General features: G+C 75.1%; 18 protein-coding genes and 1 pseudogene. 9 read left to right on the top strand and 10 right to left on the bottom strand.

Going from position 1 to position 25,061, the window contains the following annotated elements; all coding sequences use genetic code 11:
- Nucleotides 1-294: 294 nt before the first annotated feature.
- The 4 genes from K1J57_RS01610 (at nt 295) to K1J57_RS01625 (ending at nt 4,607) form a co-directional block, all read left to right on the top strand.
- The gene (locus K1J57_RS01610) at nt 295-1,536 is read left to right on the top strand and encodes an amidohydrolase family protein (RefSeq protein WP_220562715.1); all 1,242 of its coding nucleotides are present in this window, start codon (nt 295-297) and stop codon (nt 1,534-1,536) included.
- 104 nt (nt 1,537-1,640) lie between these two features.
- Nucleotides 1,641-2,756 (top strand): alanine dehydrogenase, encoded by a 1,116-nt coding sequence (ald, locus tag K1J57_RS01615; protein ID WP_220562716.1) that lies wholly within the window; start codon nt 1,641-1,643, stop codon nt 2,754-2,756.
- Between the two features lie 196 nt (nt 2,757-2,952).
- Nucleotides 2,953-4,083 (top strand): enolase C-terminal domain-like protein, encoded by a 1,131-nt coding sequence (locus K1J57_RS01620; RefSeq protein ID WP_220562717.1) that lies wholly within the window; start codon nt 2,953-2,955, stop codon nt 4,081-4,083.
- Nucleotides 4,084-4,151: 68 nt separating this feature from the next.
- Entirely contained in the window at nt 4,152-4,607 is a 456-nt protein-coding gene (locus tag K1J57_RS01625) for a MaoC family dehydratase (RefSeq protein ID WP_220562718.1), read from the top strand.
- A gap of 114 nt (nt 4,608-4,721) precedes the next feature.
- Here the strand turns inward: K1J57_RS01625 and K1J57_RS01630 are convergent, their stop codons facing one another.
- The 3 genes from K1J57_RS01630 to K1J57_RS01640 form a co-directional block, all read right to left on the bottom strand.
- The gene (locus K1J57_RS01630; protein ID WP_220562719.1) at nt 4,722-6,401 is read right to left on the bottom strand and encodes a glycosyltransferase family 2 protein; all 1,680 of its coding nucleotides are present in this window, start codon (nt 6,399-6,401) and stop codon (nt 4,722-4,724) included.
- Entirely contained in the window at nt 6,388-8,382 is a 1,995-nt protein-coding gene (locus tag K1J57_RS01635; RefSeq protein WP_220562720.1) for a glycosyltransferase, read from the bottom strand. Before K1J57_RS01635 ends, K1J57_RS01630 begins: the two co-directional genes overlap by 14 nt.
- A gap of 319 nt (nt 8,383-8,701) precedes the next feature.
- Nucleotides 8,702-9,265, bottom strand: coding sequence for an alpha/beta hydrolase (locus K1J57_RS01640; protein WP_220562721.1), 564 nt, complete (start codon nt 9,263-9,265; stop codon nt 8,702-8,704).
- A gap of 105 nt (nt 9,266-9,370) precedes the next feature.
- Here K1J57_RS01640 and K1J57_RS01645 point away from each other — a divergent pair, with 105 nt between their 5' ends.
- The gene (locus tag K1J57_RS01645) at nt 9,371-9,823 is read left to right on the top strand and encodes an Lrp/AsnC family transcriptional regulator (protein WP_220562722.1); all 453 of its coding nucleotides are present in this window, start codon (nt 9,371-9,373) and stop codon (nt 9,821-9,823) included.
- Between the two features lie 57 nt (nt 9,824-9,880).
- Here the strand turns inward: K1J57_RS01645 and K1J57_RS01650 are convergent, their stop codons facing one another.
- From K1J57_RS01650 to K1J57_RS01665, 4 genes are all read right to left on the bottom strand, one after another.
- Nucleotides 9,881-11,542, bottom strand: a complete 1,662-nt coding sequence (locus tag K1J57_RS01650; protein WP_220562723.1) for a glycosyltransferase family 2 protein — start codon at nt 11,540-11,542, stop codon at nt 9,881-9,883.
- On the bottom strand, nt 11,539-13,539 hold the full coding sequence (locus K1J57_RS01655) for a glycosyltransferase family 2 protein (RefSeq protein WP_220562724.1): 2,001 nt from the start codon (nt 13,537-13,539) through the stop codon (nt 11,539-11,541). Before K1J57_RS01655 ends, K1J57_RS01650 begins: the two co-directional genes overlap by 4 nt.
- A 49-nt stretch (nt 13,540-13,588) precedes the next feature.
- Nucleotides 13,589-14,623, bottom strand: a complete 1,035-nt coding sequence (locus K1J57_RS01660; protein WP_255647095.1) for a class I SAM-dependent methyltransferase — start codon at nt 14,621-14,623, stop codon at nt 13,589-13,591.
- 215 nt (nt 14,624-14,838) lie between these two features.
- Nucleotides 14,839-16,911, bottom strand: coding sequence for an acyltransferase family protein (locus K1J57_RS01665; protein WP_255647096.1), 2,073 nt, complete (start codon nt 16,909-16,911; stop codon nt 14,839-14,841).
- A gap of 348 nt (nt 16,912-17,259) precedes the next feature.
- Between K1J57_RS01665 and K1J57_RS01670 the strand changes: the two genes are divergently transcribed.
- Nucleotides 17,260-17,874 (top strand): superoxide dismutase, encoded by a 615-nt coding sequence (locus tag K1J57_RS01670; protein ID WP_220562727.1) that lies wholly within the window; start codon nt 17,260-17,262, stop codon nt 17,872-17,874.
- Between the two features lie 214 nt (nt 17,875-18,088).
- On the opposite strand, the gene K1J57_RS01675 is transcribed toward K1J57_RS01670, so the two are convergent.
- On the bottom strand, nt 18,089-19,558 hold the full coding sequence (locus K1J57_RS01675; protein WP_220562728.1) for a PLP-dependent aminotransferase family protein: 1,470 nt from the start codon (nt 19,556-19,558) through the stop codon (nt 18,089-18,091).
- A gap of 77 nt (nt 19,559-19,635) precedes the next feature.
- Between K1J57_RS01675 and K1J57_RS01680 the strand changes: the two are divergent.
- Nucleotides 19,636-19,941, top strand: a pseudogene (locus K1J57_RS01680) (hypothetical protein); the annotation flags it as partial.
- A 46-nt stretch (nt 19,942-19,987) separates the two neighbouring features.
- On the opposite strand, the gene bioD reads toward K1J57_RS01680, so the two are convergent.
- Together bioD and K1J57_RS01690 are read right to left on the bottom strand one after the other, a co-directional pair.
- Nucleotides 19,988-20,668 carry a dethiobiotin synthase gene (gene bioD / locus K1J57_RS01685; protein ID WP_220562729.1) on the bottom strand — a complete coding sequence of 227 codons (681 nt, stop codon included), beginning with the start codon at nt 20,666-20,668 and terminating at the stop codon, nt 19,988-19,990.
- Nucleotides 20,665-21,927, bottom strand: a complete 1,263-nt coding sequence (locus K1J57_RS01690; RefSeq protein WP_220562730.1) for an adenosylmethionine--8-amino-7-oxononanoate transaminase — start codon at nt 21,925-21,927, stop codon at nt 20,665-20,667. The genes bioD and K1J57_RS01690 overlap by 4 nt, the downstream gene beginning before the upstream one ends.
- A 264-nt stretch (nt 21,928-22,191) precedes the next feature.
- On the opposite strand from K1J57_RS01690, the gene K1J57_RS01695 reads away from it, so the two are divergent.
- Both K1J57_RS01695 and K1J57_RS01700 read left to right on the top strand, forming a co-directional pair.
- A complete protein-coding gene (locus tag K1J57_RS01695; RefSeq protein WP_220562731.1) occupies nt 22,192-23,460 on the top strand; it encodes an aminotransferase class I/II-fold pyridoxal phosphate-dependent enzyme in 1,269 nt (422 codons plus the stop codon).
- Nucleotides 23,461-23,526: 66 nt separating this feature from the next.
- Nucleotides 23,527-25,041 carry an SGNH/GDSL hydrolase family protein gene (locus tag K1J57_RS01700; protein WP_220565290.1) on the top strand — a complete coding sequence of 505 codons (1,515 nt, stop codon included), beginning with the start codon at nt 23,527-23,529 and terminating at the stop codon, nt 25,039-25,041.
- Nucleotides 25,042-25,061 lie beyond the last annotated feature (20 nt).

The following is a 25,061-nucleotide window of genomic DNA, read 5'->3' on the forward strand; positions in this document are numbered from 1 at the left end:
CGTCGTCGAGGTCGTTCACAGGGGGGATGCCGTCGGGGGCGGCTCGGCGCACTCCAGGGTAAACCGTCCGCTACGGGGTGCCGGTCGGGGGTGGGGCGAGGATTCCGGCTGTGCCGGGGCCGCGGCGGGAAGTGGTGTTCGCCCCTCCCTTGCGTGTTCTTCGCGATACTCTCGGTGCTCCCGGTCGAGACGCAGGTCCTCCGCTTCCTCGTCTTCCTCGTCGTCCGTGTGCGGTCCCTCTCCGCACCGCCTCTCGCGTCCCTGCCGTCGCACACATCTGAAGGGGAAGAAGCGATGACCGATTTCGAGACCGTGATCCGGTCCAGGCGGGTGGTCACGCCCGAGGGGGTCGCCCCGGCCGCGGTCGGCGTCCGGGACGGCCGGATCGAGGCGGTGGCCGGCCCGGGGGCCCGCTGGTCGGCCCGCGAGGAGGTCGACCTGGGCGACACCGCCCTGCTGCCGGGAGCGGTGGACCTGGGCACGGGGGTGTACGACCCGGGTCTGGAGGCGGCGGACTGCTACCGGGAGGCGGGCGCCGCGGCGCTGCGCGGCGGGGTCACGACGCTGGTGGTCTCCCCCGCCCCGGCGCGCCCCGCGGTGATCTGCGCCGACGACCTCCAGGCGCAGCGCCGGGCGGCGGCCGGGTCGCCGGTGGGGCTGTACTTCCTGGGCGGGGTCACCTCGGGCAGCGGCTCCCTGGACCTGGCGGACCTGCGGGCGGCGGGCGCGGTGGCGTTCCAGTGCTCGCTGTCGGACGGGGGCGCCCCGGACATGGCCGCGCTGGACGACGCCTGGCTCCGCAAGGCCATGGCGGAGCTGGCGGCGCTGGACGCGGTCCTGCTGGTGCACGCCGAGGACGCCCGCGAGCTGGGCACCCCGCCGCTGACGGCGGAGCAGCGCCCGCCGCGGGCCGAGCGCCGGGGGCTGGAGCGGGTGATCTCGGCGGCGCGGTCGGTGGGGACCCGCACGCACGTGGTGCCGTTCACCGCCGCGGAGTGCGCGGCGCTGCTGTCGGCGGCCGGGTCGATCGGGGTGGGGCTGAGCGCGCAGACCTGTCCGCACTACCTCTGCCTGCCCGCGGAGGTGCTGGACCCGGAGTCGCCCGCGCACGCCTGCCGCCCGCCGCTGCGCTCGGACGCCAACCGCAAGGCGCTGTGGAGCGCCCTGCTGGAACCGGGCTCGGCGATCACGACGGTGTCCTCCGGGCACCTGCCCGCGCACGGGCTGTACACGCTCCGGTGGAGCCTGTCCGCGCTGTGGACGGCGGCGCGGCGCCGCGGCGCGGGCCTGGACCTGCTGTCCCGGTGGACGGCGGCGGCGCCCGCGGAGCTGCTGGGGCTGGCGGGCAAGGGGCGCATCGCCCCGGGCTGCGACGCGGACCTGGTGGCGTTCGCCCCGGAACGGCCGGTATCGGTCCCGGGCGTGGATCGGAGCCCCTACGCGGGTAGGGGTCTGGTCGGAGAGGTCGGCCCGGTCTGGGTCGCGGGGATGCGCGCGCCCTCGGGCGACAGTGGCCCGCCCCACACCTGGGCTTGACACCCTGTCAACAAGATCGCCGACACGCTGTCAGGTTGGCGATGGTGTGGCTGTGCCTTCACCGGTGACAGTGGGGGTATCAACGGAGATATCCAGGAGGAACCGTGCGCGTCGGCGTGCCCCGTGAGATCAAGAACCACGAGTACCGTGTGGCCATCACCCCGGCCGGAGTTCACGAACTGACCCGCCGCGGACACGAGGTGTCCGTCGAACGCGACGCGGGCCTGGGCTCCTCCATCACGAACGAGGAGTTCGAGGCGGCGGGCGCCCGCATCCTCGACACCGCGGACGAGGTGTGGGCCGAGGGCGACCTGATCCTGAAGGTCAAGGAGCCCGTCGCCGCCGAGTACCACCGGATGCGCGAGGGCCAGACCCTCTTCACCTACCTGCACCTGGCGGCCTCCCGCGAGTGCACCGACGCCCTGCTGGACCGCGGCGTGACCGGCATCGCGTACGAGACCGTGCAGCTGCCGGACGGCTCCCTGCCGCTGCTGGCCCCGATGTCGGAGGTCGCCGGCCGGCTGGCCCCGCAGGTCGGCTCGGTCACCCTCCAGCGGCCCAACGGCGGCCGCGGCGTCCTCATGGGCGGCGTCCCGGGTGTGCGCCCGGCCCGCGTGACGGTGATCGGCGCCGGCGTGTCCGGCCTCAACGCCACCCAGATCGCGGTGGGCATGGGCGCCGACGTCACGGTGCTGGACCTCAACGTCGACAAGCTGCGCCACGTCGACGCCCTGTACCGGGGCCGGGTCAAGACGGTGGTGTCCAACGCCTTCGAGCTGGAGCTGTCGGTCCTGGAGTCGGACATGGTCATCGGCGCGGTGCTGGTGCCGGGCGCCAGGGCGCCCAAGCTGGTCTCCAACGAGCTGGTGTCCCGGATGCGCCCGGGCGCGGTGCTGGTGGACATCGCCATCGACCAGGGCGGCTGCTTCGAGGACTCCCGTCCCACCACCCACGACGACCCGACCTTCCGGGTGCACGACACGGTCTTCTACTGCGTGGCGAACATGCCGGGCGCGGTGCCCAACACCTCCACGCACGCGCTGACCAAGGACACGCTGCGGTACGCGGCGGCGCTGGCCGACAAGGGCTGGCGGCGGGCGCTGGCCGAGGACGCCGCGCTGGCGGGCGGCCTGAACACCTACGCGGGCGAGGTCGTCTCCGCGCCGGTGGCCGAGGCCCACGGCCTCAAGCACCGCCCCCTGGGCGAGGTGCTGGTCTAGGGCCCCGCCTCCCCGGCCGCGGGTCCGGGCCCGCGGGCCCGGAAGGGCCCACGGCGCGGGGACGTTCGGGCAGGTCCGTGCGGCTCGGGGTGGTCGGCCGGGGCGGGCGCGGGTACCGTCGAGGAAGGACGGAGCCCGTGTCCGGCCGCGGGCCGGAAGGACCGAGACGGGCCCACGAGGACCGAGGTGGGACAGCGTGGGACACACCGGCTCGACGACCGCGACCCGGATCGTCGAACTCGAACTGATCCGGCTGCGGCCCCGGGGCCGGGGGCGGCGCGACGACGGGGACGGTCCCGTGCTGGTGCGCGTCGCCGACGGCGAAGGCGTCAGCGGCTGGGGCGAGGTGCCCTGGGCGACCCCCGACCAGTGGGCGGCGCTGCGTTCGGCGTACGCCCCGGCGCTGCTGGACCACGGGTGGGCGCGCCCCACCCAGGCGGGCAAGGCCTGGGCGGACCTGCCCTGGGACCCGGCGCTGGCCGGCGCTCTGGACACGGCCTGCTGGGACCTGTGGAGCCGCCAGCGCGGCACCCCCCTGGCGCACGCCCTGGGCGGGGAGCGCACGGCGCTCACGGCGGGGGTGACGGTGCCCCGGACGGTGAGCGTGGAGACGCTGTTCACCGAGGTCAACCGCCAGGTGGGCGCGGGTTTCCGGCGTGTCCGGCTGGAGGTCGCGCCGGGCTGGGACACCGAGGTGGTGCATGCGGTGCGGTCCCGGTTCCCGTTCCTCGTGCTCCAGGTCGACGCGGGCGGCCGCTACTCCGAGGAGGAGGGGCACCTGGAGGCGCTGCGGGCGCTGGACTCGCTGGAGCTGCTGGCGATCGAGGACCCCTTCCCCGCCGACGACCTGGGCGCGTACGCCCGGGCGGCGGCCGAGCTGCGCACCCCGGTGGCGCTGGGCCGGCCGCTGCGCTCCCTGGCGGACCTGGAGCGGGCGGTGGGCGCCGAGGCGGGGAGCGCCGTGAACGTGGACGTGTCCCGGCTGGGCGGGCTGACCCCGGCCCGGCGGGCGGTCGACCTGGCCGTCGACGCCGGGTGGAAGGTCTGGTGCGGGTCGTCGGCGGCGACCGGCGTGGGCCGGGCCGCGACGGTGGCGCTGGCCTCGCTGGCGGGCGCCTCGCTGCCCGTGGAGATGCCCGGGGCGGGGCACCGGGGGCGCGACGGCCTGGTGGCGCCGCCGGTGCGCGCGCACGAGGGCGTCGTGGCGGTCCCCCTGGCCGAGAGCGGGCTGGGCCACGGCGTGGACCGGCCGGCGGTGGCCGAGCGGACCGCCGAGGCGCTGCTGGTGGACGCGTCGGGGACCCGCACGGCGGTCCGGGGACGTTGACCCCTCCCATAACCGAACACTGTTAGGTAGAGTTGCCGCACCATCCGACCGAGGACTGTGGAGGCGTGGTGCGCGTTTTCGCCGATATCGACGAGGTGATCGCCGCCCAGGGCGAGCACCTGGGGTACACCGACTGGATCACCGTCGACCAGGAACGGATCACCCGGTTCGCGGACGCGACCGAGGACCACCAGTGGATCCACGTCGACGAGGAGAAGGCCGCCGCGGGCCCCTTCGGGCGGACGATCGCGCACGGGTTCCTCACCCTGTCCCTGCTCGCGCACTTCTCGCAGTCGGTCATCCGGATCGAGAAGAAGCCGTCGATGTCCATCAACTACGGCCTGAACAAGGTGCGCTTCCTCCAGCCCGTCACCGTCGGCTCGCGGCTGCGCGACGGGGTGGAGGTCCTCTCGGTGCAGGAGAACGCCAAGGGGTACCTGGTCACCACCAGGCACACGGTGGAGATCGAAAGCCAGGAGGGCCCGGCCCTGGTCGCCGAGTCCCTCGGCCTCTGGGTGCCCTGACGCTCCAGATGCCCTGACGCCCGAGGGGCCCGACGCTCCAGGCGCCCTGGCGCCGCCCCCGCACGCGCGAAGGGCGCCGGGGATGCCCCCGGCGCCCCTCTTCCGCTCCCCCGCTCAGCGGGCGATGCGGCGCAGCAGTCGGCGGCCCAGCCCCGGGGTGAACCAGCGCAGCTTGCGCTCGGTCCGCTCGGCCCGGCGGCGCAGCCGGTCGATCTCCCGGTGGGCCCGGCGCAGCTCCGCACGCAGCTCGACCGGGGTCGGCTCGGGCTCCGCGGCCGGCTCCGCGCGCACGGTGCCCCAGGTGGCCTCGGCGTCCTCGGGGACCTCCACGTACCGGTTCGCGGACGTCCACTGCAGGCCGCCCGTCTCCTCCACCACCCGGTCCAGGCCCGTGCCCTCCGCCTTGGGCGACAGGTGGCGGGCCCGGGCGAAGGCCGCGGAGCGCTCCAGGCGCAGCACCCCGTCGCCGGCCCGCAGCGCGCCGGGCACGGGGGCGCACACCAGCCCGGCCGACTTGCGGTCGGCCAGCCGGACCAGGTCGGCGACCATGCCCGGCAGCGGGCGCACCCCGGTGGGCACGTGGAGGCGGAACGGCACCCGGCCGTCGGGGGCGGGCACCTCCTCCACGCACCGCACGCGCAGGTCGGCCCGGTAGGTCTCGCGGATCAGCCGCAGGTCCAGCAGCTCCTCCGCCAGCGGCGAACGGCGCCCCTCCGACAGCTCCTCCCACGGCCCGGTCAGCCACACCCGCACGTCGGGCGCGGTGCCGGCCAGCAGCGGGGCGACGGTGGCGTCGACCTCCTCCAGGGTGCGGCCCGCCGCGTCCACGACCACCTCGGCCCGGGGCACCTCCCACACCCGGGCGGGGCCCTTGTTGCGCAGGTGGAAGTCGGGCACCCGGTTGGCGACGTAGGGTGCGCGGAAGCGCATACCCGCGCTGCGCCTGTCCTGCATCTGGGACCGGCCCAGGTGCCAGGAGTCCGCCTCGTCGTCGGGGACGAACAGGGCCCCCCGCTCGGCCAGCCGGTGGCCGAACTCGCTGTCGCCGCCCAGGACCAGGTCCGGGTCCATGCCCCCGGCCTCCTCGAACAGGCCGCGGTGCAGCGAGCCGGTGGCCCCGACGTACACCTTGAAGGCGCCGTACCCGGCGGTGCGCAGCCCCTCGGAGTGCCCGATGAACTCCGCGACCCAGTGCGGTTCGGCGGCCTCCCGGTCGAACAGCGTCCCGGCCCGCCCGGCGCTCACCTCCTCGCGCACCCGCTCCGGGGCCAGGGCGCCCGCCGTCATCGACGGGTCGAAGTCCACGAACAGCTTGTGGCCCAGCACCACGGCGTAGTCGACCAGGTGGTGCCAGCGCATCTGCGCCTCGATGTGCTCGCGGTACACCAGCATGTCGGCGTCCAGCCGCAGGACCACCTGCCCGGAGGAGGCCGCGACACCGGTGTTGACCGCGTGCCCGGAGCCCCACGCCCCGGCGGCGGAGGTGATCAGCCGGGTGTTCTCCGGGCGCACCGGCGGCAGCTCCAGCGGCTCCGGGGAGCCGTCGTCCACCACGACCACCTCCGTCAGGTGCGCGGGGTAGCTCTGCCCGGCCAGCGACGCCAGCACCAGGGCCAGCTTCTCGGGGTGGCCGTGCGCCGGGACGACCACCGAGACCGTCAGGCTCGGCTCCCACCCGCCCAGCTCCGGCGGGTCGAGGAGTCCGTACTCGTTTCTGCGCACGCGCGGCTGGTCGGCGAAGTCCACCACGGGCCGCGGTCCGTGCTGGCGCGGGATGCTCTCAGAAGTGCTCAACGTGTCCCCCCGTGTGCTGCTCGGTGTGGGCGCGGTCGCCGAAGGAGGCGGGCTCCCCCTCCAGCAGGGCGCTGGGGCGCCGACCGATCCACTGCTCGGTGTGGTTGCGCAGGAAGTAGCCCAGGTCCACGTTCCAGGTGTGGCCGCCGCCCGCCCGGCGCAGGAGGTAGCCGAACCCGTGCGTGCGGTAGACGCGGCCGCCGGACCGGGTGACGGCGAGCAGGAACTGGCTATCGATGGCGCGGGGGCGGGGGCGGAAGCCGCCCACGTCCTCGATGACGACCCGGTCGGCGAGGATGGTGCTGCCGACGATCGCGGGGCTGGGCACCTCCGACCGGTAGCCGCGCCACACGGTCAGGTCCAGCTCCTCCAGGTAGGTGAAGTTCTGGCTGATGCCGACCACGTCGGCACCCGAGTAGGTGCGGGCCAGCATGAGGTCCGACAGGTGCTCGGGGCCGTACCAGTCGTCGTCGTCCCACTTGGCGATGACCGTCCCGGAGGCGCGGTCGACGGCCTCGTTCATGACGGCGCCGAACACCGTGCCCCCGTCGGCCTCGTGGACCACCAGCGGGATCCCGGTCGCCCAGAACCGCGCGATCTCGGCGGTCACCAGCCCGGCGGGGAAGCCGTGCAGGGCCAGCACGGTCTCGAAGCGGACGTGGCGCTGGCGGGCGATCTGGGCCAGGGCGAACCCGACCAGGTCGGGGCGGCGGGTGCACAGCACCACCGACACCCGGGTGTCCGGCGGGACCGGCAGCCCGGCCTCGGCGGCCAGGGACCGCCACCGGGTGCGCACCCCGTGGGTGCGCAGGGCGGCGCGCCGGAGGCGGATGCTGTGCTCCTCCCTCCGCAGGGCGTCGGTGAACACGTCCTCGCCGACCGAGGGGATCAGGTCGATCAGGTCCGCGCCCAGCCCGGCGGCCCAGGCGGGGGCGGGATCGCCGGCGATCGGGACACCGCCGGCGGCCAGCGAGGCGATGGCGCGCACCGCCGAGGCGTCGCCGCGGGCGGGCCAGGAGACGCGCACGCCGCGCAGGTGGCGGATGCGCTCCAGGTCGTTCTCGGTGACGGTCCCGTCCAGGGCGGGGCGCACCAGGACACCGGTCTCGTCGCGGATCACCAGGCGGCCGTCGGCCTCGGCGAACTCGCCCAGCGGGCCCTTGGTCTTCTTGGTGAACCCCATCGGGTTGACGAACCGGTCGTCGATGGGGGCGACCCGGGTGACGGGGTCGCCCGCGTACACCCGAGCCTCGGGAACCGCGGCGACGGGGGCGGGGCGGTCCACGACGGGGACCTCCACGTCCTCCCAGAACGGCAGGCCCTCCCCGTCGTCCAGGCGCAGCACCACGTCGGAGACCGGCGTGACCCGGTCGATCGCCACCGGCCCGGTGGCGCTCACACCCCGGGCGGCCACGTCGCCGGGGCGCCACAGCGCGGCGTCGGTGCCGTGCAGCCCGCCCAGGACCCCGATGCCGGGCCCGCGCCTGCGTCCGCGCGCACCGTGCACCACCGCGGCCAGGGCCTCGGCGACGGAGACGCCGCTGGGGAAGCACAGCTCACAGGCCCAGCCGCGGTGGTCGAAGCGGCGGACGCGCAGCTCGTGGAGGTCGTTCCACTCGTCGATGGTGGGCGGCGCGGGCACCAGCGGCCCCAGGTGGGCGGGGACGTGCCGCACGACCACGAGCAGGTGGGCGGTCGGCGGCAGCTGCGTGGCCACGGTGACGGCCCGCCGCAGGTCCGTGAGGCCGCCCGCCACGACGACGGTGAGGCCGGTCGAGGCGGACTCCCCCTCGCCGCCCACGCCCGGCACCTCCACCGGGCGGCCCATGCCGTACGCGTCGAGGTCGATCCGCAGATCGTTCGCTCTCAGGCGCAGCGAGGCGAGCTCGGCCCGGTCGGGGCCCAGGTCCCCGATGAGGCACAGCACGGCGGGCTCGTCCCCGCGTGTGCGCAGGGCCTGGCGGACGGCGGAGGTGATCATCGGGCGACCTCGATCGTCTCGGCGACAAAGAGCCGGCACTAACCGACCACGAGGCCTCATACTAGACACGCTTGTAACTTTTAGTGCCCTACCGTGCGCGTGTTGTCATAACCACTGCTCAGGAGCCACCCGAAACCCCCAAAAAAGCCACCCCGAAAGGCGACCCCCAGGCACGTCGGCGCGCGCCGGCCGGAGGGCTCCGCCCGCGCCCACCGGTTCCGTCCTCGGCGCGCCGGCGCGCGCCGGCGGACGGACCTCCCTGTCCGGAAGGGGACCGCGGGGGCGTACCCGGTGGCCCTACGCTCCATGCGGTGCCCGATCACCGCCGGGTCAGCGAGTCCAGGAGCTCACGGCCGTGCAGCCACGGGCCCAGGCCGCTGTCGGAGTTGATGTGCCCGCGCGCGCCCGCCGGGTGCCACCGCGCCTCCCACCGCTCCGCGAACCCGGCGGCCGCCTCGAGGGAGCAGTACGGGTCGTCGGTGCCGCCCACCACCAGGGCCGGGCACGGCAGCGGCCGGGCCGACACCTCGACGAAGGACGCGGCCGCCCGGCGCGGGAACGCCGGACCGCGCGGGTCGGGCGGTGCGACCAGGAACGCACCGGCCGTCGGACTCGAGGGGTTCCCGTCCAGCCAGGCGGACGCGGCCCAGCAGCCCAGGCTGTGGGCCACCAGCACGACGCGGCCGTCCCGGCCGGAGGCCTCCTCGTAGGCCTCCTGGACGGCGCCGACCCAGTCGTCCAGATCGGGGGCGGACCACGAGTCCGGGGAGATCCTCACCGCCGAGGCGCCCCAGTCCCGTTCCCACAGGGTCTGCCAGTGCCGCCCGTCCGAGCCGCCGATACCCGGGATGATGACGTACGCGACCACTGCCCGCCCTTTCACTCGCCGCTCCCCGCGATCCGGGGAGTGCCCGGAGCAGATTCTGCTGGATGTATCAGGGCGGTGGTGGCGACCCGAGCGATCTCAAAGGAAACGGTGCGGACGACGATGGAATCACTCGACCGGCTGGACCAGGACATCCTCGCCCTGCTCCAGACCGACGGCCGGCTGAGCGGCGCGGAGGTGGGGCGCCGGGTCGGGCTCTCCCAGCCCGCGGCCAGTGCGCGCATCCAGAGGCTGGAGAGGAGAGGCGTCATCACCGGCTACCGGGCGGTGGTCGACCCGGCGGCCCTCGGCCTGAACATCCACGCGGTCATCCGGCTGCGCGCCACGCACGCCCGGCTCTCACACGCCCTGGACTTCGCCTCCCGGACCCCCGAGATCGCCTCCACCCTCAGGGTCACCGGGGAGGACTGCCTCATCTTCGACGTCTACTGCCCTCAGGCGGGGCGGCTGGAGGAGGTCGTCGACGCGCTCGCCCGTTACGGCCCCGTCACCACGTCCCTCGTACTCCGCGCCTACCCCTGGAAACCGCTGACCGACGCCGGATCGACGGCGTGACGGACGGAGGGGATTCCGCCGAGCGGAGAGGGGCCGCCCCGGAGGGCGGCCCCCTGCTCAGCGGACGATCTTGCGGAGGACCCTGCGGCCCACGCCCGGCGTGAACCAGCGCAGCTTGCGCTCCGCGCGGCGGGCGCGGGCCCGCAGCTTCTCGACCTCCGCCTGCGCCTGCTCCAGCTTGCGGCGCAGCGCCTCCGGGCTCTCGTTCCTGCGCGCCGGGGCACCCGGCTCGGGCTCGGGGACCGTGAAGGCCTCCCCCGACAGCCAGTGGGCGCCGTAGAGCTCCTCCACCGCCCGGTCCACCGCCGCGCCGTCCGCGTCCGGGGACAGGTGCCGGACCCGGGCGAAGGCCGCCCGGCGCTCCAGGCGCAGCACCCCGTCCTCGGCGCGCGTGGCTCCGGGCGGCGGGGCGCACAGCAGGCCCGCGCGCTCCTTGTCGGCCAGCTCCGCCATGTCGGCCACGGCCGTGTCCGTCAGCTTCGTCCCCGCCGGGGCGTGCAGCACGAACGTGACCCGCGGGTCGGGCTCCGGGGCCTCCTCGACCAGCCGCACCCGGGGGTCGCCCCGGAACGACTCGCCGATCAGCCGCAGGTCCAGCAGCTCCTCGTCCAGCGGGGAGCGCCGCCCGTCGGTCAGCTCCCCCCACGGCCCCACCAGCCACAGGCGCAGGTCGGGCGTGGTCCCGTTGAGCAGGGCGGCGGCGGTCGCCTCCGCGTCCTCCAGGGTGCGGCCGCGGACGTCGATGACCGCGTCGACGTAGGGCACCTCCCAGGACCGGTCCGGGTTCTTGCGGCGCAGCCGGAAGTCGGGGACCCGGTTGGACACGTACGGGGTGCGGTAGCGCATCCCCGCGTCCCGGCGGGTCTGCATCTGGGAGCGCCCCAGGTGCCAGCTGCTGGTCTCCAGGTCGGGGATGAACACCGCGCCCTGCTGGGACACCCGGTAGGCGAACTCGGTGTCGCCGCCCAGCACCATCTCCGCGTCCATGCCGCCCGCGGCGTCGAACAGGGTCCGGTGCAGCGAGCCGGTCGCCCCCGTGAACACCCGGTAGGCCTGGTGGGCCGCGGTCCGCAGCACGTTGCTGCCGTCGATGATCTTCTCGACCCAGTGCGTGTCGGCGCCCTCGCGGTCGAACAGCTTCTCCGCCCGCCCCGCGGCGACCTCGTCGCGCACGTGCTCGGGGGTCATCGCGCCGGGGTCGAAGTCCACGAACAGCTTGTGCCCCATGGCCACCCCGTAGTCCACGAGGTGGTGCCAGCGCATCTGCGACTCCACGTGCTCGCGGTACACCAGCATGTCGGCGTCCAGCCGCAGGATCACCTGCCCGGAGGAGGCCGCCACGCCGGTGTGGAAGGCGTGGGCCGACCCCCAGCCGCCGGGGGCGGAGGTGATCAGCCGGGTGTTCTCCGGGCGCACCGGCGGCAGCACCAGCGGCTCCGGGGAGCCGTCGTCCACCACGACCACCTCCATGAGGTGCGCCGGGTAGCTCTGGCCCGCCAGGGCGGCCAGCACGAACGCCAGCTTCTCGGGGTGCCCGTGGGAGGGGATCACGACGCTGACCGACAGGGTCGGCGTCCACGCGCCCAGCGGGGCCGGGGTGAGCGGCGCGTAGTCGTTGCGCACCAGGCGCGGCTGGCCGGAGAAGTCCGCCTCCCCCCGCGGCAGGGTTCTCGGTGCGGTTTCGGCGGCCGGCTCCCGGCCGGTTTCCAGAGTGGTCAACGGAGTCCCCCCGTGTACTCGGTGACGGGTCGGCCGAAGGGCTCGGGCTCCCCCTCCAGGAGGGCGCTCGGACGCCAGCCGAACCACTGTTGGATGCGGTTGCGCAGGAAGAAGGCCATGTCCTCGGACCAGGTGTGGCCGCCGCCGGTGCGGCGGAGCACGTACCCCAGCCCGTGGCCGCGGTAGATGCGGCCGCCGCCGCGCATGACGGCGATGAGGAGTTGGGTGTCGATGGAGCGGGGCACCGGCCGGAAGCCGCCGGCCTCCTCCAGGACCGCCCGGTCCGTGAGAATGGTGCCCCCGGCGATGAACCGGCTGGAGGATTCGGACCGGCCCTCCCGCCAGAGGGTCAGGTCGACCTCCTGGAGGTAGACGAAGTCCTGCCCGACGCCGAGGAGCTCGGCACCGGAGTAGGTGCGGGCCAGGACGAGGTCGGCGAGGTGGTCGGGGCCGTACCAGTCGTCGTCGTCCCACTTGGACACGAGGGTCCCGGAGGTGCGGGCGACCGCGTCGTTGAGCACCGAGCCGAAGATCTTGTCGGCGGGGGCCTCGCACAGGACCAGGGGCCGCCCCGTGGCCTCGTACTCGGCGATGGCGGCGGCCACCTCGGGCAGGGAGGCGGGGAAGCCGTGCAGGGTGAGGACGAGTTCGACGTCCACCCCGCGCTGGCGGGCGATCTGGGCGAGGGCGAACCCGACCATCTCCGGGCGGCGGGTGCACAGGATCACGGACACCGTGGGCGCGGGGGGCACGGGCACCCCGGCCTGCGCGCCCAGGTCCCGCCACCGGGAGCGCGACCCGTGCAGGCGCAGGGCGGTGCGGCGCAGGCGGACGCTGTACTCCTCCCGCCGCAGCGGGTCGGCCAGCTCCTCGGCGTCGGCGGCGGTGACCAGGTCGGCCAGCGGCGCGCCGAGCGCGGCCGCCCAGGCGGGCGGCGGACCGGAGACGAGCGGGACCCCGCCGGCCGCCAGCGAGGCGACGGCGCGCACGGCGGCGGTGGGGCCGGTGTGCCCGGACCAGTCCACGCGGACGCCGCGCAGGTGCCGGATCCGGGACAGGTCCACGTCGGTGACGGTGCCGTCCGGGGCGACGACGGCCAGATCCTTCTTGCCCTGGCGGACGACGGCGCGGTCTCCATGGACGGTGAGGTCGCCCATCGGTCCGGAGGCGTCCTTGGAGAACCCGACCGGGTTGACGGAGAGCTCGTCGATGGGGGCGATGTCCGACGGCCCCGCGTTCTCGTGCACCCGGGCGCCGCCCGGCGCCGCGATCCGCTCCCAGGCGTCGGCGCCGGTGGTGCGCCGGTCCAGCACCGGGACCGCCTCGTCCGTCCATTCCGGCGGGGCGCCCTCCCCCACCCGCAGGGCCAGGTCGCCGACCGGGGTGACCCGGCGCAGCGGCACCGGCCCGGCCGCCTCCACGCCGCGGGCGCCAGTGTCGCCGGGCCGCCACAGCGCGGCCTCGGGGCCCGACAGCGCGGCCAGCGGCGAGATCGCCGGCCCCCGGCGCCGCCCCCGGGTGCCCGACCAGACCGCGTCCAGCACCTGCGGGGTCTCCACCCCGTTGGGGAAGAACAGCTCGCACAGCCATCCGCGGCGGCCGGCCCGGCGCACCCGCACCTCCTGGAGTTCGCGCCACTGGCCCATGCCGGGGGACGCGGGCAGCGGCGGCTCCTGGTGGCCGGGGGTGTCCACGATCGCGACCACCACCTGGACCGCGCGCGGCAGGTCGGCCGCGGCGGCCAGGGAGCGGTGCAGGTCGGCGGGGGTCGCGGCGACGACCGCGACCAGCCCGGCCTCGGGGCCGCTGTCGCGCTCCCAGAGGTTGCGCAGCTCCAGGGGCTCGCCCAGGACGCGGGCGTCCAGGTCCACGACCGCGTCCGCCGGGGCGAGCGGCAGTCCTTCCAGGTGGGCGCGGGCCCCGGCGCCGGTGTGGCAGAGCAGGGCGGTCTCGGTGCCGCGGGCGCGCAGGGCGTCCCGCAGGGCGGTGGTGATCATCCAGACCTCGTGGGTGTCGGTGCGGTGGTGCCGGGTGGTGCGGGGCGGGTCAGATCCCCTTGCGGCCGAACACGTGCGCCCCCTTCTCCGCCTGCTCCTCGGTGCGCTGGAACTCCGGGTGGGCGGCGAGCCAGCGGTCGCCGACCGCGCGCTCCTCCTCGCGGTCGGCGTCGTCCAGGACGAACACGACGTCCTCGGTGCAGTGCGCCAGCAGCCGCGGCAGCGCGGGGAAGCGGACCTGGAGGCCGGTGGCCTGGGGCGGGCCGTCGACGAACACCAGGCCCACCCCGGCCAGGTCGGCCAGGGCGGCGGTGTCGTACCAGAGGTCGGCGGTGGTGCGCTCCTCGCCGTCGACGGTGACGGTGTCCGGCTCGATCGGGGTGAGGGGGGCGTGGCGGACCTCGACGATGTCGTCGAGCCCGTGGGAGGCGACCAGGGCGCGGCTCAGCTCGGCGTAGCGGGCGTCGTGCTCCAGGGCGACGAGGCGGCCGCCGCCGGCCCGGCGCAGCGCGTAGCCGAGCCAGACACTGGAGGCGCCGCTGCCGCACTCCACGACGGTCGCGGGGCACAGCCGCTCGATGTGGCGGACCAGGACGCGCAGCACGTCCGGCGAGGCGGCCCAGCCGCGCAGCGGCGGCATGAACGGAGCGGTGTCCAGGTGGTCGCGCAGCTCGGTCCAGGCGACCTGCTGCTCGTAGTCGGCGCGGCCCTGGAGTTCGACGGCGCGGCGCAGCTCGCGGGAGGCCTTGGGCAGCGCGTGGTCGGTGACCCGGGTGACGCGCTCGCGCAGGTCCTTCAGGGAGCGCCGCGTCTCCAGCCGGTCCTCGCCCAGGGCCTGGGAGACCGTGCGGGCGTGCTCGCGCACCGACTCCTCCAGGGCGCGCACCGAGCGGCGCACCAGGACCAGGCCCAGGCCCAGGCCGCAGATCAGCGCGCCGAGCAGGGCCAGGGCGACCAGGGTGCCCGCCTCCACCCAGCCGACCAGGCCCAGGGCGGCCAGGGTGACCAGGGCGGCCGTGGCGAGGAGGCCGCCGACGGCGGCGACGGCCAGGAGGGGGCGCGACAGGCGGCGCAGCGAACGCACGGGCATCTCCAGGGGGGATGGCAGGACCGGCGGGCGCGGGGAGGGGTCCCGGGCGCACGGGGCCGGACGGTAAGGGGCGGGGCCGGCGCCACGGCTCGGTGACACGAAGGGCCCACCCGACTAAGACACCACCTCGTGGAGGGCGGCGAAACCCGCGTGCGGGGCAATTCCACTGTTGTTCACCGGAAGATCACCCCCGGCCGACCGCCGCGCCCTCAAGAGTTCGCTGTCGCGTTCCCCTGTCCGGTGGCCTCCACCAGCGCCTCCTCCAGGGCCGGGACGAGCGTGCGGGCGTAGGTGGCGGTCATGTGGGAGTGGTCCCAGTACACGAGGATGTTGCCGACGACCGCGTCGCAGCGGCCGCCGGGGCACACGTGCCCGGTGAGGTCCACCAGGGAGACGTTGGCGGGCAGCCTGCCCCGCTCGGCGAGCACGGCGGCCGGGTGGCGTTCGGCGTGCGAGTAGCCGACCGGGTCGCTGCACGCCCCGGCCGGGTCGTCCGGGTTGTCGGCCACGCACTCGGCCCCGGCGTAGGAGTGCCGGGGCAGGTCGCGGACCCCGATGACGTCGATGCCCATGGCGTCCAGCTCCCGCCAGCGCACCGGGAACCCGGGCAGCACGACCTCCCCGGCGGCGCTGGCCCGGGTGGAGGAGGTGAACACGGCGTCGGGGCGCAGCCGCTCCAGCTCCTCCATGGCCCGGGCGTCCCACTCCTGGCATTCGGTGAACACACGCCCCTGGGTGTAGGGGACCTCGGCGCTGAACTGGCACCCGCTCTTGGTGAACGACACCAGGCGCCACCCGTACTTCAGGGCGACCTCCTCCAGCGCCGGGTACCAGTGGGCGGTGCGCGAGGCGCCGACCATGGCGATCGTGTACTCGGCGTCCTCGGGTCCGGCCCAGCACACCTTCGGTTCGGTGGCCTTCAGGTCCACGTGGCAGCCCTGGAGGTGGTGGTCGGACAGGTCGTCCCGGGCGTCGAGGGGGTCGGGGACCACCGGCAGGTCGGGCAGCACGGAGGCCAGTTCGGGGTGGGTGACCAGGGCGGCCCCGGGGTAGTCGACGGGCTCGATGACGCGCTCGGCGCGCTCCCGCCTCTCCTCGGCCAGCCGGTCCGACCACTGGGAGCCGACGACCAGGGAGGGGGCGATGACCAGGACCGCCATCGCCGCCGACCAGACCGGCAGCCACGGCCGGGAGACCCTGCGGCTCAGGCTCTCGGCCCCGCCCTCGACGGCCTTGGCCGTGATCCAGGCCAGGCCCAGGGACAGGGCCAGCACGGCCGCCCCGCCCAGCGGGGTGGCCAGGGAGCGGCCGGTGAGCTGGAGGTACACCACCAGGACCGGCCAGTGCCACAGGTAGAGGGCGTACGACAGGCCGCCCAGGGCCGTCAGCGGGCGCCAGGCGAGCACCCGGTGGACCCCGGCCCGGCCGCCCCCGCCGCCGGCGACGATGACGGCGGCCGCGGCGAGGGTCGGCAGCAGGGCCGCGTACCCGGGGAACACCGTGGACACCGGCAGCAGCACCCCGCACAGGACCAGTGCGGCCAGGCCGCCCCAGCCCAGCGCCCACCGCACCGGCACGGGCGGGTTGATCCGGTGGACGACCAGGGCCAGCACCCCGCCCAGGGCCAGCTCCCACAGGCGGGCGCCGGTGTCGAAGTAGGCCCAGGGCTGGTCGACGGCGGTGATCCACACCGAGTACGCCAGGGAGGCCGCCAGCACCGCGCCGATCGCGGCCAGGGAGGCCCGGCGCATCCGGTCCCGCCCCGCCACCAGCAGCACCGCGCCCAGCAGCAGCGGCCACAGCAGGTAGAACTGGCCCTGGATGGACAGCGACCAGAAATGCTGCACCGGGCTGGGCGCGCCCTCCCGGGCCAGGTAGTCGACGGCCGCGGCGGCCAGCGCCCAGTTCTCGTGGTAGAGCGCGGACGCGTACACCTGGGCGATGACGTCCGGCCAGCGCGACCGCGGCAGCCACAGGTACGCCATGGCCAGCACCGCCGCCAGCACCACGCCGACGGCGGGGGTGAGCCGCCGCAGCAGCCGGGACCAGAACGCGAACGGGGCGATGCGCCCCTCGCGCTCCACCGAGCGCACCAGGGACCCGGTGATGAGGAACCCGGTGAGGAACAGGAAGACGTCCACTCCGCCGGAGACCCGGCCGAACCAGATGTGGTAGACGGCGACCAGCAGGACGGCGACGGCGCGCAGCCCCTCGATCTCCGGGCGGAAGCCGCCGCGCTGGGAAGCGGGGCGTTCGGCGGCACCGCGTTCGGGAGTGGACATGGACATGCCTCGAGAATGTGCGAGATGACGGGGAAGTGGCGTCGGATCATCGCCCACAGGGCGGAACGACCGGTGAACGCCCCTCCAACGCCCGGCGACCTGCGCCCGGCGACCTTGACCGAACCTCCGAAACGACCCGACCTCCCCCACCCCCGGAGATCCCCACCGTACGAACACGGTTCCCCACAGAAAGTACACCGCTACGGAGGGTGTACGGCGGTTTATTCCCGGCCCCGGGTGTCGCCCGTCCGACACCGGGGCCCCGGCCGCACGGCTGATAGCTTGCTGCCTAGCGATCCTTCGCTGGTAAGTGACGACGAACCGCTTCATCGGAAAGGTGCGCCTGAGATGTCTGCGCCATACACGCTCCCCGAGCTGCCCTACGACTACGCGGCCCTGGAGCCGTGGATCTCCGGTCAGATCATGGAGCTGCACCACGACAAGCACCACGCCGCCTACGTCGCCGGTGCCAACGGGGCGCTGGAGCAGCTGGCCGAGGCCCGCGACAAGGGCGACTTCGGTGCCGTGACCATGCTCGAGAAGAACCTCGCGTTCCACCTCGGCGGCCACGTCAACCACAGCGTCTTCTGGAAGAACCTGTCCGCCGACGGCGGCGACAAGCCCGAGGGCGAGCTCGGTGCCGCCATCGACGACCAGTTCGGCTCCTTCGACGCCTTCCGCGCCCACTTCAACGCGGCCGCGGCGAGCCTCCAGGGCTCCGGCTGGGCGTTCCTGGCCTGGGACGCGCTGGGCCAGCGCCTCATCATCGAGCAGCTCTACGACCAGCAGGGCAACGCCGCGCTGAGCTCCGTGCCGCTGCTCATGCTGGACATGTGGGAGCACGCGTTCTACCTGCAGTACAAGAACGTGAAGGCCGACTACGTCAAGGCGTTCTGGAACGTGGTCAACTGGGCCGACGTCCAGGAGCGCTTCGAGGCCGCCCGCAAGGTCCGGATCGGCTAGCCGACCGGCCCTGCCACAGCCGAGCCGCCCGCGGGACCCGTCCCGCGGGCGGCTCCGTTCTCTCCCCCGGAGAACGGGAACCTTCGCCCCTACACGGACCATCCTCGCCCACCCGTCGCCCGCCACCACCCTCAAAGGGCGGCCTGCGGCCGACGGTTCTCCACCTCGAAGACGTCCGCTCCGGGCCTCCAGAACCCCGTGGGGGGCTTCGCCGTCAGACCACCAGGGGGATCGGGGCCCCGACCGGGCCGTGGCGGTCGAGTTCGCGCCAGGCGCGGGACAGCCGCCAGACGACCTCCTCGCGCTCGACGGCGTCGAAGGCCACGGGCAGCCGGAAGTGCCGGTCGAACGGGCCGATGGGGGACGCGGACATCAGGCTGCCGGGCACCAGTTCGAGCCCGTGGCAGAGCGCGACCTGGGTGAAGGCCCGCGAGTCGATGCCGGGCAGCTCGACCCACAGGGCGGCGCCGCCGTCGGGGCGCCTCCACCGCCAGTCGGGCAGGTCGCGGCGGAGCAGCCCCTCCATGTGGTCCATGGCGGCGGCCAGCCGCTCCGAGCGCTCACGGGCGATCCGGTCGTAGTCGGCCAGCAGCCGCACGGCGACGATCTGGTCCAGCTGCGGTCCGGCCAGGTCGGCCAGGAGCTTGCGGCGGCTGAGCCGTACCGCCATCTCCACCGGGGCGCGCAGCCAGCCCACGCGCAGTCCCGCCCAGGCCACCTTGGACAGCGAGTCGACGCTGATGACCTCCGCGCCGCGGGGCGCGTAGGCGGCCAGCGGCGGCGGCTCCTGTGGGTGGCGGACGCCGGTGTAGGCGGCGTCCTCCAGGATCGGCGTCCCGGTCCGGGCCGACAGCTCCCCCAGTTCGCGGCGGCGGGCCACGGACATCATCGTGCCGGTCGGGTTGTGGTACGAGGGCATCGTGTAGAGCAGGTGGGGGGCGTGCTCGTCGACGGCGCGGCGCACCCCGTTGATGTCGATGCCCTGGTCGTCCAGCGGCACGGGCACGAACCGGGCGCCCCGGTCGCTCATCAGGTCCAGGCAGCCGGCGAACCCGGGGTCCTCCACCACCACCGGCGACCCCTTGCGCAGGTAGAGCTGGGTCACCAGGGCGATGGCCTGGTGGGCGCCGGTGGTGACGACGATCTGGTCGGCGACGGTGGGCAGCCCCCGGTCCGAGTAGAAGTCGGCGATGGCCCGGCGCAGCGCGGGCAGCCCCTGCGGGTAGTAGGTGCCCTCGTCCAGCAGCGGCCCCAGGTCGTCCAGGCTCTCGCGGACGACCTCGGCGAACCCCGGCATCGCGGGGGTGTTCATGCAGGTGGCCGAGATGAGCCCGGCGTCCTTCTGGATGAGGTTGCGGTACATGTACTGGCCGACGCCGTTGGCCGCCCAGCCGTCGGAGCGCACCGGCGCGACCCTCTCGCTGACCCGGGTGCCGCTGCCCTGCCGGCTGTCGAAGACGCCCTCGGAGCGCAGCAGGTCGTAGGCGGAGACGACGGTGGTCCGGCTGACCCGCAGCGCCGACGCCAGGACGCGCTCGGACGGCAGCCGCTCGCCGGGGGCGAGGCTGCCCTCGTCGATGAGCGTCCGAAGGGAGTCGGCGAGCCTGCGGTAGAGCGCGCCGTCCCCGGCGGACCACGCGCCGAGGAGGCCGACGAGGTCGTCCACCGTCCGGGAAGAGTCCATTACCGCCTCCATTGGCCCTGTGCGCCGCTTCTCTTCATATCCATACTGACAGAAATGGACCTCGAAGAGGAGTCGTGATGGCAGACCAATCCTTGGCCCTGGCCGAATCCAGGGTGATCCGGGGCGACCACGTCGGCCCGCTGGCGGAGGCGCTCCGGCTGCGGGCGCGGTCCACCGAGGGCCACATCGTCGAAGTGGACTCCTCCGGCACGGGGGACGAGGTCCGCGTCGTGTCCCTGTGGCGGGACCCGGTGGCCCTGCGGGCCTTCGTGGAGCGGACGCACCGCCTGCTCGTGGAGCACCGCGAGCGGCACGGCGCCTTCCCCTCGGTGGAGCGCACCCTGTGGTGGTCGGCGGACGGGCCCGGTCCGGAGGAGGTCCGCGAGCGCGAGGAGCACCTGCGCGCCCACGGACCCGGCCCGCGGGCGTTCACCCTCGCGTCGCCGGTCCCGGCCTCCAGTGGGGCAGGGCCCGCCGCGCCGTCTCCGCGAAGGAGCGCGGGTCCTGGTCGGCGCACCCCTGCGGCAGCGCCCCGACGACCGGCCCCGCACCCATCGTCGGCAGGTCGTCCAGATTGCACCGCATCGCCAGATCGGGCTCTGTCGGCCACGAGCCGATGACCACCCCGGCCGGGCGCAGCCCCCGCGCGCGCAGCGCCTCGGCGGTGAGGGCCACCTCGTTGAGCGTGCCCAGCCCTGCCCGCGCCACGACGAGGACGGGGGCGTCCAGCAGCACGGCGACGTCGGCCAGGGTCTGGCCCTCGGTGTTCAGCCGCACCAGCAGGCCGCCGGCGCCCTCGACGAGGACCAGTCCGTGGTCGCCCTCCAGGGCGCGGGCGGCGTCGGCGACGTCCTCGGCGCGCACCTGGGGCAGCCCCGCGCGGGCGGCCGCCGTGGCGGGGGCCAGCGGCTCGGGGTAGCGGGCGAGTTCGACCGGGGTCACCGACGGGACCAGGGCCGCGACGGTGTGCACGTCGCCGGGCTCCCCCGGCCCCACCCCGGTCTGGGCGGGCTTGAGCACCGCGACCCCGCCGCCGGCCACGGCGGCCAGCGCCGCGGTCACGACGGTCTTCCCCACACCGGTCCCGGTGCCGGTCACCACGAGGATCATCGGGACGCCTCCGCGGCCGCGACCATGCCCGCCGCCACCGCGGCGACCTCCTCGTCGGTGCACACGTACGGGGGCATGGCGTAGACCAGGTTCCGGAACGGGCGCAGCCACACCCCGGCCTCCAGCGCGGCACGGGACGCCTCGCGCATCCTCACCGGTTCCCCGAGCTCGATCACCCCGATCGCGCCGCGCACCCGGGCGCCGGGGACCCCGGCCAGCCCGGCCCGCAGCCCGCGCTCGACGCGGGCGACGGACTCCCGCCACCCCGACTCCAGCAGCAGCCGGACCGAGGCGACCGCGACGGCGCAGGCCAGCGGGTTGGCCATGAACGTGGGCCCGTGCGCCAGCACCGGCACCCGGCCCCGGGCGATCGTGCCCGACACCTGTTCCGTGCACAGCACCGCGGCCAGGGTGAGGTAGCCGCCGGTGAGCGCCTTGCCCAGGCACATGATGTCGGGCGCCACCCCGGCGGTGTCGGCGGCGAACAGGTCCCCGGTGCGCCCGAACCCGGTGGCGATCTCGTCGAAGACCAGCGGCACGCCGTGCTCGTCGGCCAGGGCCCGCAGGTCCTTCAGGTGCCGCGGGTCGTGGAAGCGCATGCCCCCGGCGCCCTGCACCAGGGGCTCCACGATGATCCCGGCGAGCTCGCGGGAGTGCCGCTCGGCCAGGGCCGCCACCCGGGCGGTATGCCCGGGGTCGTACTCCCGCGGCGGCGCGGGCGCGAACACCTGCCCGGGCAGCACGTCGCCCCACAGGGCGTGCATGCCGCCCTCGGGGTCGCACACGCTCATGGCGTGGAAGGTGTCCCCGTGGTAGCCGCCCCGCCAGGTGAGGAACCGGCTGCGGCCCGCCTCCCCGCGGGAGCGGTGGTACTGCAGGCACATCTTCATGGCCACCTCGACGGCGACCGAGCCGGAGTCGGCGAGGAAGACGTGGCGCAGCGGTTCGGGGGTGATCTCCACCAGCAGCTCGGCCAGCTCGGCCGCCGGGCCGTGGGTGAGCCCGCCGAACATCACGTGGCTGAAGTCGTCGGCCTGCGCGCGCAGCGCCGCGTCCAGGACCGGGTGGCGGTAGCCGTGGACCGCCGACCACCAGGAGGACATGCCGTCGACGGCCTCGTGCTCGCGCTCCCCGTCCCACAGCCGCAGCCGCGCCCCGTCCGCGCCGGTCACCACCAGGGGCGGCTCGGCGGGGGGCAGGGTCGTGTAGGGGTGCCACAGGTGGGCGCGGTCGACGGAACGTATCCACTCGGGCGTCATGTGGTCCCATTCTTCCGATCCGGTCCGCGGACCGGATCCGTGCAGACCTACCAGGTTCGGTGTCCGAACTTTGTGGGCTTCCACCGGTGACGCGGGGGGCGCGGACCCGGCAGAGTCGGTACCGCCTCCCTGGCACGAGGACCGGGCCGCCCCAGCGGGATTGGCCGCCGCTGGGTCGGTCCCTTCGTGCACCGGCTCCCCCGTCACCCCACCCCCTCGGAGTCGCCCGACGCCCCGTTCCCCGCACCGAAGGAGCACCCGCCCATGGACGGCACCGCCCTGTCACCGCCCCGCCGCCCGTGGACGCTCCGCTCCCGGAGCGCGGGCCCGGGCCCCTCCGGTGCGGCGCCGCACCCCTTCTCCTGGCTGTCGCAGGCCGCCCGGGCGCGGGCCCGGTCGGGGCTGTCGCGCCGGATCGTCCCGCGGCCGGCCGCCGAGGACGTGCTGGACCTGGCCGGCAACGACTACCTGGGGCTGCTGCGCCACCCGCGGGTGACCGCCGCCGCCGAGGCGGCGCTGCGGCGCTGGGGCACCGGTGCAGGCGGCTCGCGCCTGGTCACCGGCGACACCGAGCTCCACCACGAGCTGGAGCGGGAGCTGGCCGACTTCGCCGGGACCGAGTCGGCCCTGGTGTTCTCCTCCGGCTACACCGCCAACCTGGCGATGCTCACCGCGCTGACCGCCCGGGTGCCCGGGGCGGGCGCCGACGCCCCGGCCCCGCTGCTGGTGTGCGACCGCCACAACCACGCCTCGCTGATCGACGCGGCCCGGCTGGCCCGGGCGGGCGGCGCCCGGGTGGAACTGTTCGACCACGCCGACCCGGCCGCGGCGGCGCGCGCCCTGGGGTCCCGCGGGTCCGCCCCCGGGGCCCGGTCCCTGCTGGTCAGCGACACCGTCTTCTCCGTGGACGGCGACCTCGTCGACACGGCGGCGCTGCACCGGGCGGCCCGGGCGGCGGGCGGCGCCCTGCTGCTGGACGACGCGCACGGGTTCGGCGTGGTCGGCCCGGGCGGCCGGGGCGCCCTGGCCGCCGCCGGGCTGTCCCCGGCCCCCGACGACGTGGTGGTCTCGGTCACCCTGTCCAAGGCGCTGGCCGCCCAGGGCGGCGCCGTGCTGGGCCCGGAACGGGTGATCCGGCACCTGGTGGAGACCGCCCGCACGTTCATCTTCGACACCGGGCTGGCCCCGGCCTCGGCGGCCGCGGCGCTGGCCGCGCTGCGCCTGCTGCGCGCCGAGCCCGAGCGCGCGCGGGCGGTGCGCGAGAACGCCCGGCTGCTCTGCGACGGCCTGCGCGGACACGGGCTGGAGGCGACCTCCCCCGACGCGGCGGTGGTGTCGGTGACCGCCCCGTCCCCGGACGCCGCGGTGCGCTGGCGGGCCCGGTGCCTGGCGGCCGGGGTGCGGGTGGGCTGCTTCCGCCCGCCGTCGGTGCCCGACGGCCGCTCGCGCCTGCGGCTGACCGCCCGGGCCGACCTCACCGAAGCCGAGATGCACAGGGCCGTGGACGTCATCGCCGCGGGTCGCCCCGGGTAGTCTCGAGGCCGAGACAGACCGTCGGAGACAGGGGAGGCGGTGGCGGCGGTGCCCACCGGTGACGAGGTGTCCGGAACCCCCGGGGAGACCCCGGACCCGACCCCTCCCGAGGACTCCGGGAACGGGACCGGCAAGGCCGCCGGCAAGGCCGCCGGCAAGGCCCCGGACACCGGAGCCACGGCCCGCCCGGAACCCTCCGACAGCACCGCGAACCCAGAGGACCCAGAGGGCGCAGGGAGCGCCGAGAGCTCTAGGGCCGCGGCGGGCACGGAGACCGTCGGCGCCACCGCGAACACAGCGGCCCCAGGAAACGCCGGGGACGCAGGAGATCCAGAGGTCCCAACGGACACCGAGGGCACCGGGGCCACGGCGCGGCCGCCGCGGCGCCGCACCCGGCTGCGCACCCGGATCGGCGTCGGCGTGTCCCTGGTGCTGGTCCTCTCCCTCATCGTCATGCTCACCGTGCCCGCCGGCCGCGACTCCCTGCGCTCCCTGTGGTGCGAGATCACCGGCGGCGTGTGCCCGGCCGAGGACCTGCCCCCCATCACCGAGGAGGAGCAGGCCGACTGGCGAGAGCGGGTGAGCCCCCAGGACGGCGCCCTGTGGGGCAACTACGTGGCGCTGGGCGACTCCTACTCCTCCGGCGACGGCGCGGGCGACTACGCCCCCGAGACCGCCGTGCCCGGCGGCTGCTGGCGCTCGTCCAACGCCTACGCCCACCTCATCGAGGACGAGTTCGACTTCGCCGGGTCCCTGGCCTTCTACGCGTGCAGCAGCCACAAGGGCCGCGAGATGCTCGACGAGCTGGGCACCCCCGAGTCCCAGATCGAGCGGGTCACCGAGCACACCTCCCTGGTGACGCTCGGGATCGGCGGCAACGACCTGGGGTTCATCCCGGTGCTGCGCACCTGCATCGTGCGGATGCCGCTGCTGGAGAGCGGCGTCTGCACCGAGCAGGAGGAGGACATCGAGAAGCGCATGCGGCAGTTCGAGGAGACCCTGGACACCGTCATCGCGGAGATCCGCGAACGCGCCCCCGACGCCCGCCTGCTGGTGCTGGGCTACCCCCGGCTGTTCCCCGAGGAGCCGCCGGCGATGTACTACACGCTGACCGTCAACGACCAGCTGTGGCTCAACGGGATCGCCGAGCGGTTCAACGAGCGCATCCGGAACGCGGTGTACCGGGCCGACGGCGACGTCTACGGGTCCCGGGGCACCGGCAGCGTGGAGTACGTCAACACCTTCTCCGCGCTCGCCGGCCACGAGGTCAGCGCCGAGGACGCCTGGCTGAACGGGATCGTGCTGGGCCGGTTCGGCGAGGGGCTCAAGGTGGACCGGGCGACGTTCCACCCCACCGCGCAGGGGCAGATGTCGATCGCCGAGCGGGTGCGCCTGCAGATCGTCGAGGGCCCCGAGCGCGTGCTGTACGTGTCGCGGGAGACCCTGGAGCGGGTGGATGAGTCGCTGCTCAACACCGAGCTGGGCGGGCCGCTGGACCCGGTGCACGCGCCCTCGGGCGGCCCCTCCGACGCGGCCTCCGCGTCGCCGTCGGAGTCCCCCGTCAACGAGGCGGGCGGCTGACCGGTCCCCGGCCGGACGCG

The sequence above is a fragment of the Nocardiopsis sp. MT53 genome (genome assembly GCF_019598965.1).
Lineage (GTDB): Bacteria > Actinomycetota > Actinomycetes > Streptosporangiales > Streptosporangiaceae > Nocardiopsis > Nocardiopsis changdeensis.

Bases quoted from the DNA above. Each gene is read 5' to 3' on its own strand.
- K1J57_RS01695 (WP_220562731.1), top strand. From the start codon at position 22,192: ATGGACGGCACCGCCCTGTCACCGCCCCGCCGCCCGTGGACGCTCCGC.
- K1J57_RS01645 (WP_220562722.1), top strand. From the start codon at position 9,371: ATGGAATCACTCGACCGGCTGGACCAGGACATCCTCGCCCTGCTCCAG.
- K1J57_RS01675 (WP_220562728.1), bottom strand. From the start codon at position 19,558: ATGGACTCTTCCCGGACGGTGGACGACCTCGTCGGCCTCCTCGGCGCG.
- bioD (WP_220562729.1), bottom strand. From the start codon at position 20,668: ATGATCCTCGTGGTGACCGGCACCGGGACCGGTGTGGGGAAGACCGTC.
- K1J57_RS01690 (WP_220562730.1), bottom strand. From the start codon at position 21,927: ATGACGCCCGAGTGGATACGTTCCGTCGACCGCGCCCACCTGTGGCAC.
- K1J57_RS01610 (WP_220562715.1), top strand. From the start codon at position 295: ATGACCGATTTCGAGACCGTGATCCGGTCCAGGCGGGTGGTCACGCCC.
- K1J57_RS01655 (WP_220562724.1), bottom strand. From the start codon at position 13,539: ATGATCACCACCGCCCTGCGGGACGCCCTGCGCGCCCGCGGCACCGAG.
- K1J57_RS01635 (WP_220562720.1), bottom strand. From the start codon at position 8,382: ATGATCACCTCCGCCGTCCGCCAGGCCCTGCGCACACGCGGGGACGAG.
- K1J57_RS01670 (WP_220562727.1), top strand. From the start codon at position 17,260: ATGTCTGCGCCATACACGCTCCCCGAGCTGCCCTACGACTACGCGGCC.
- K1J57_RS01665 (WP_255647096.1), bottom strand. From the start codon at position 16,911: ATGTCCACTCCCGAACGCGGTGCCGCCGAACGCCCCGCTTCCCAGCGC.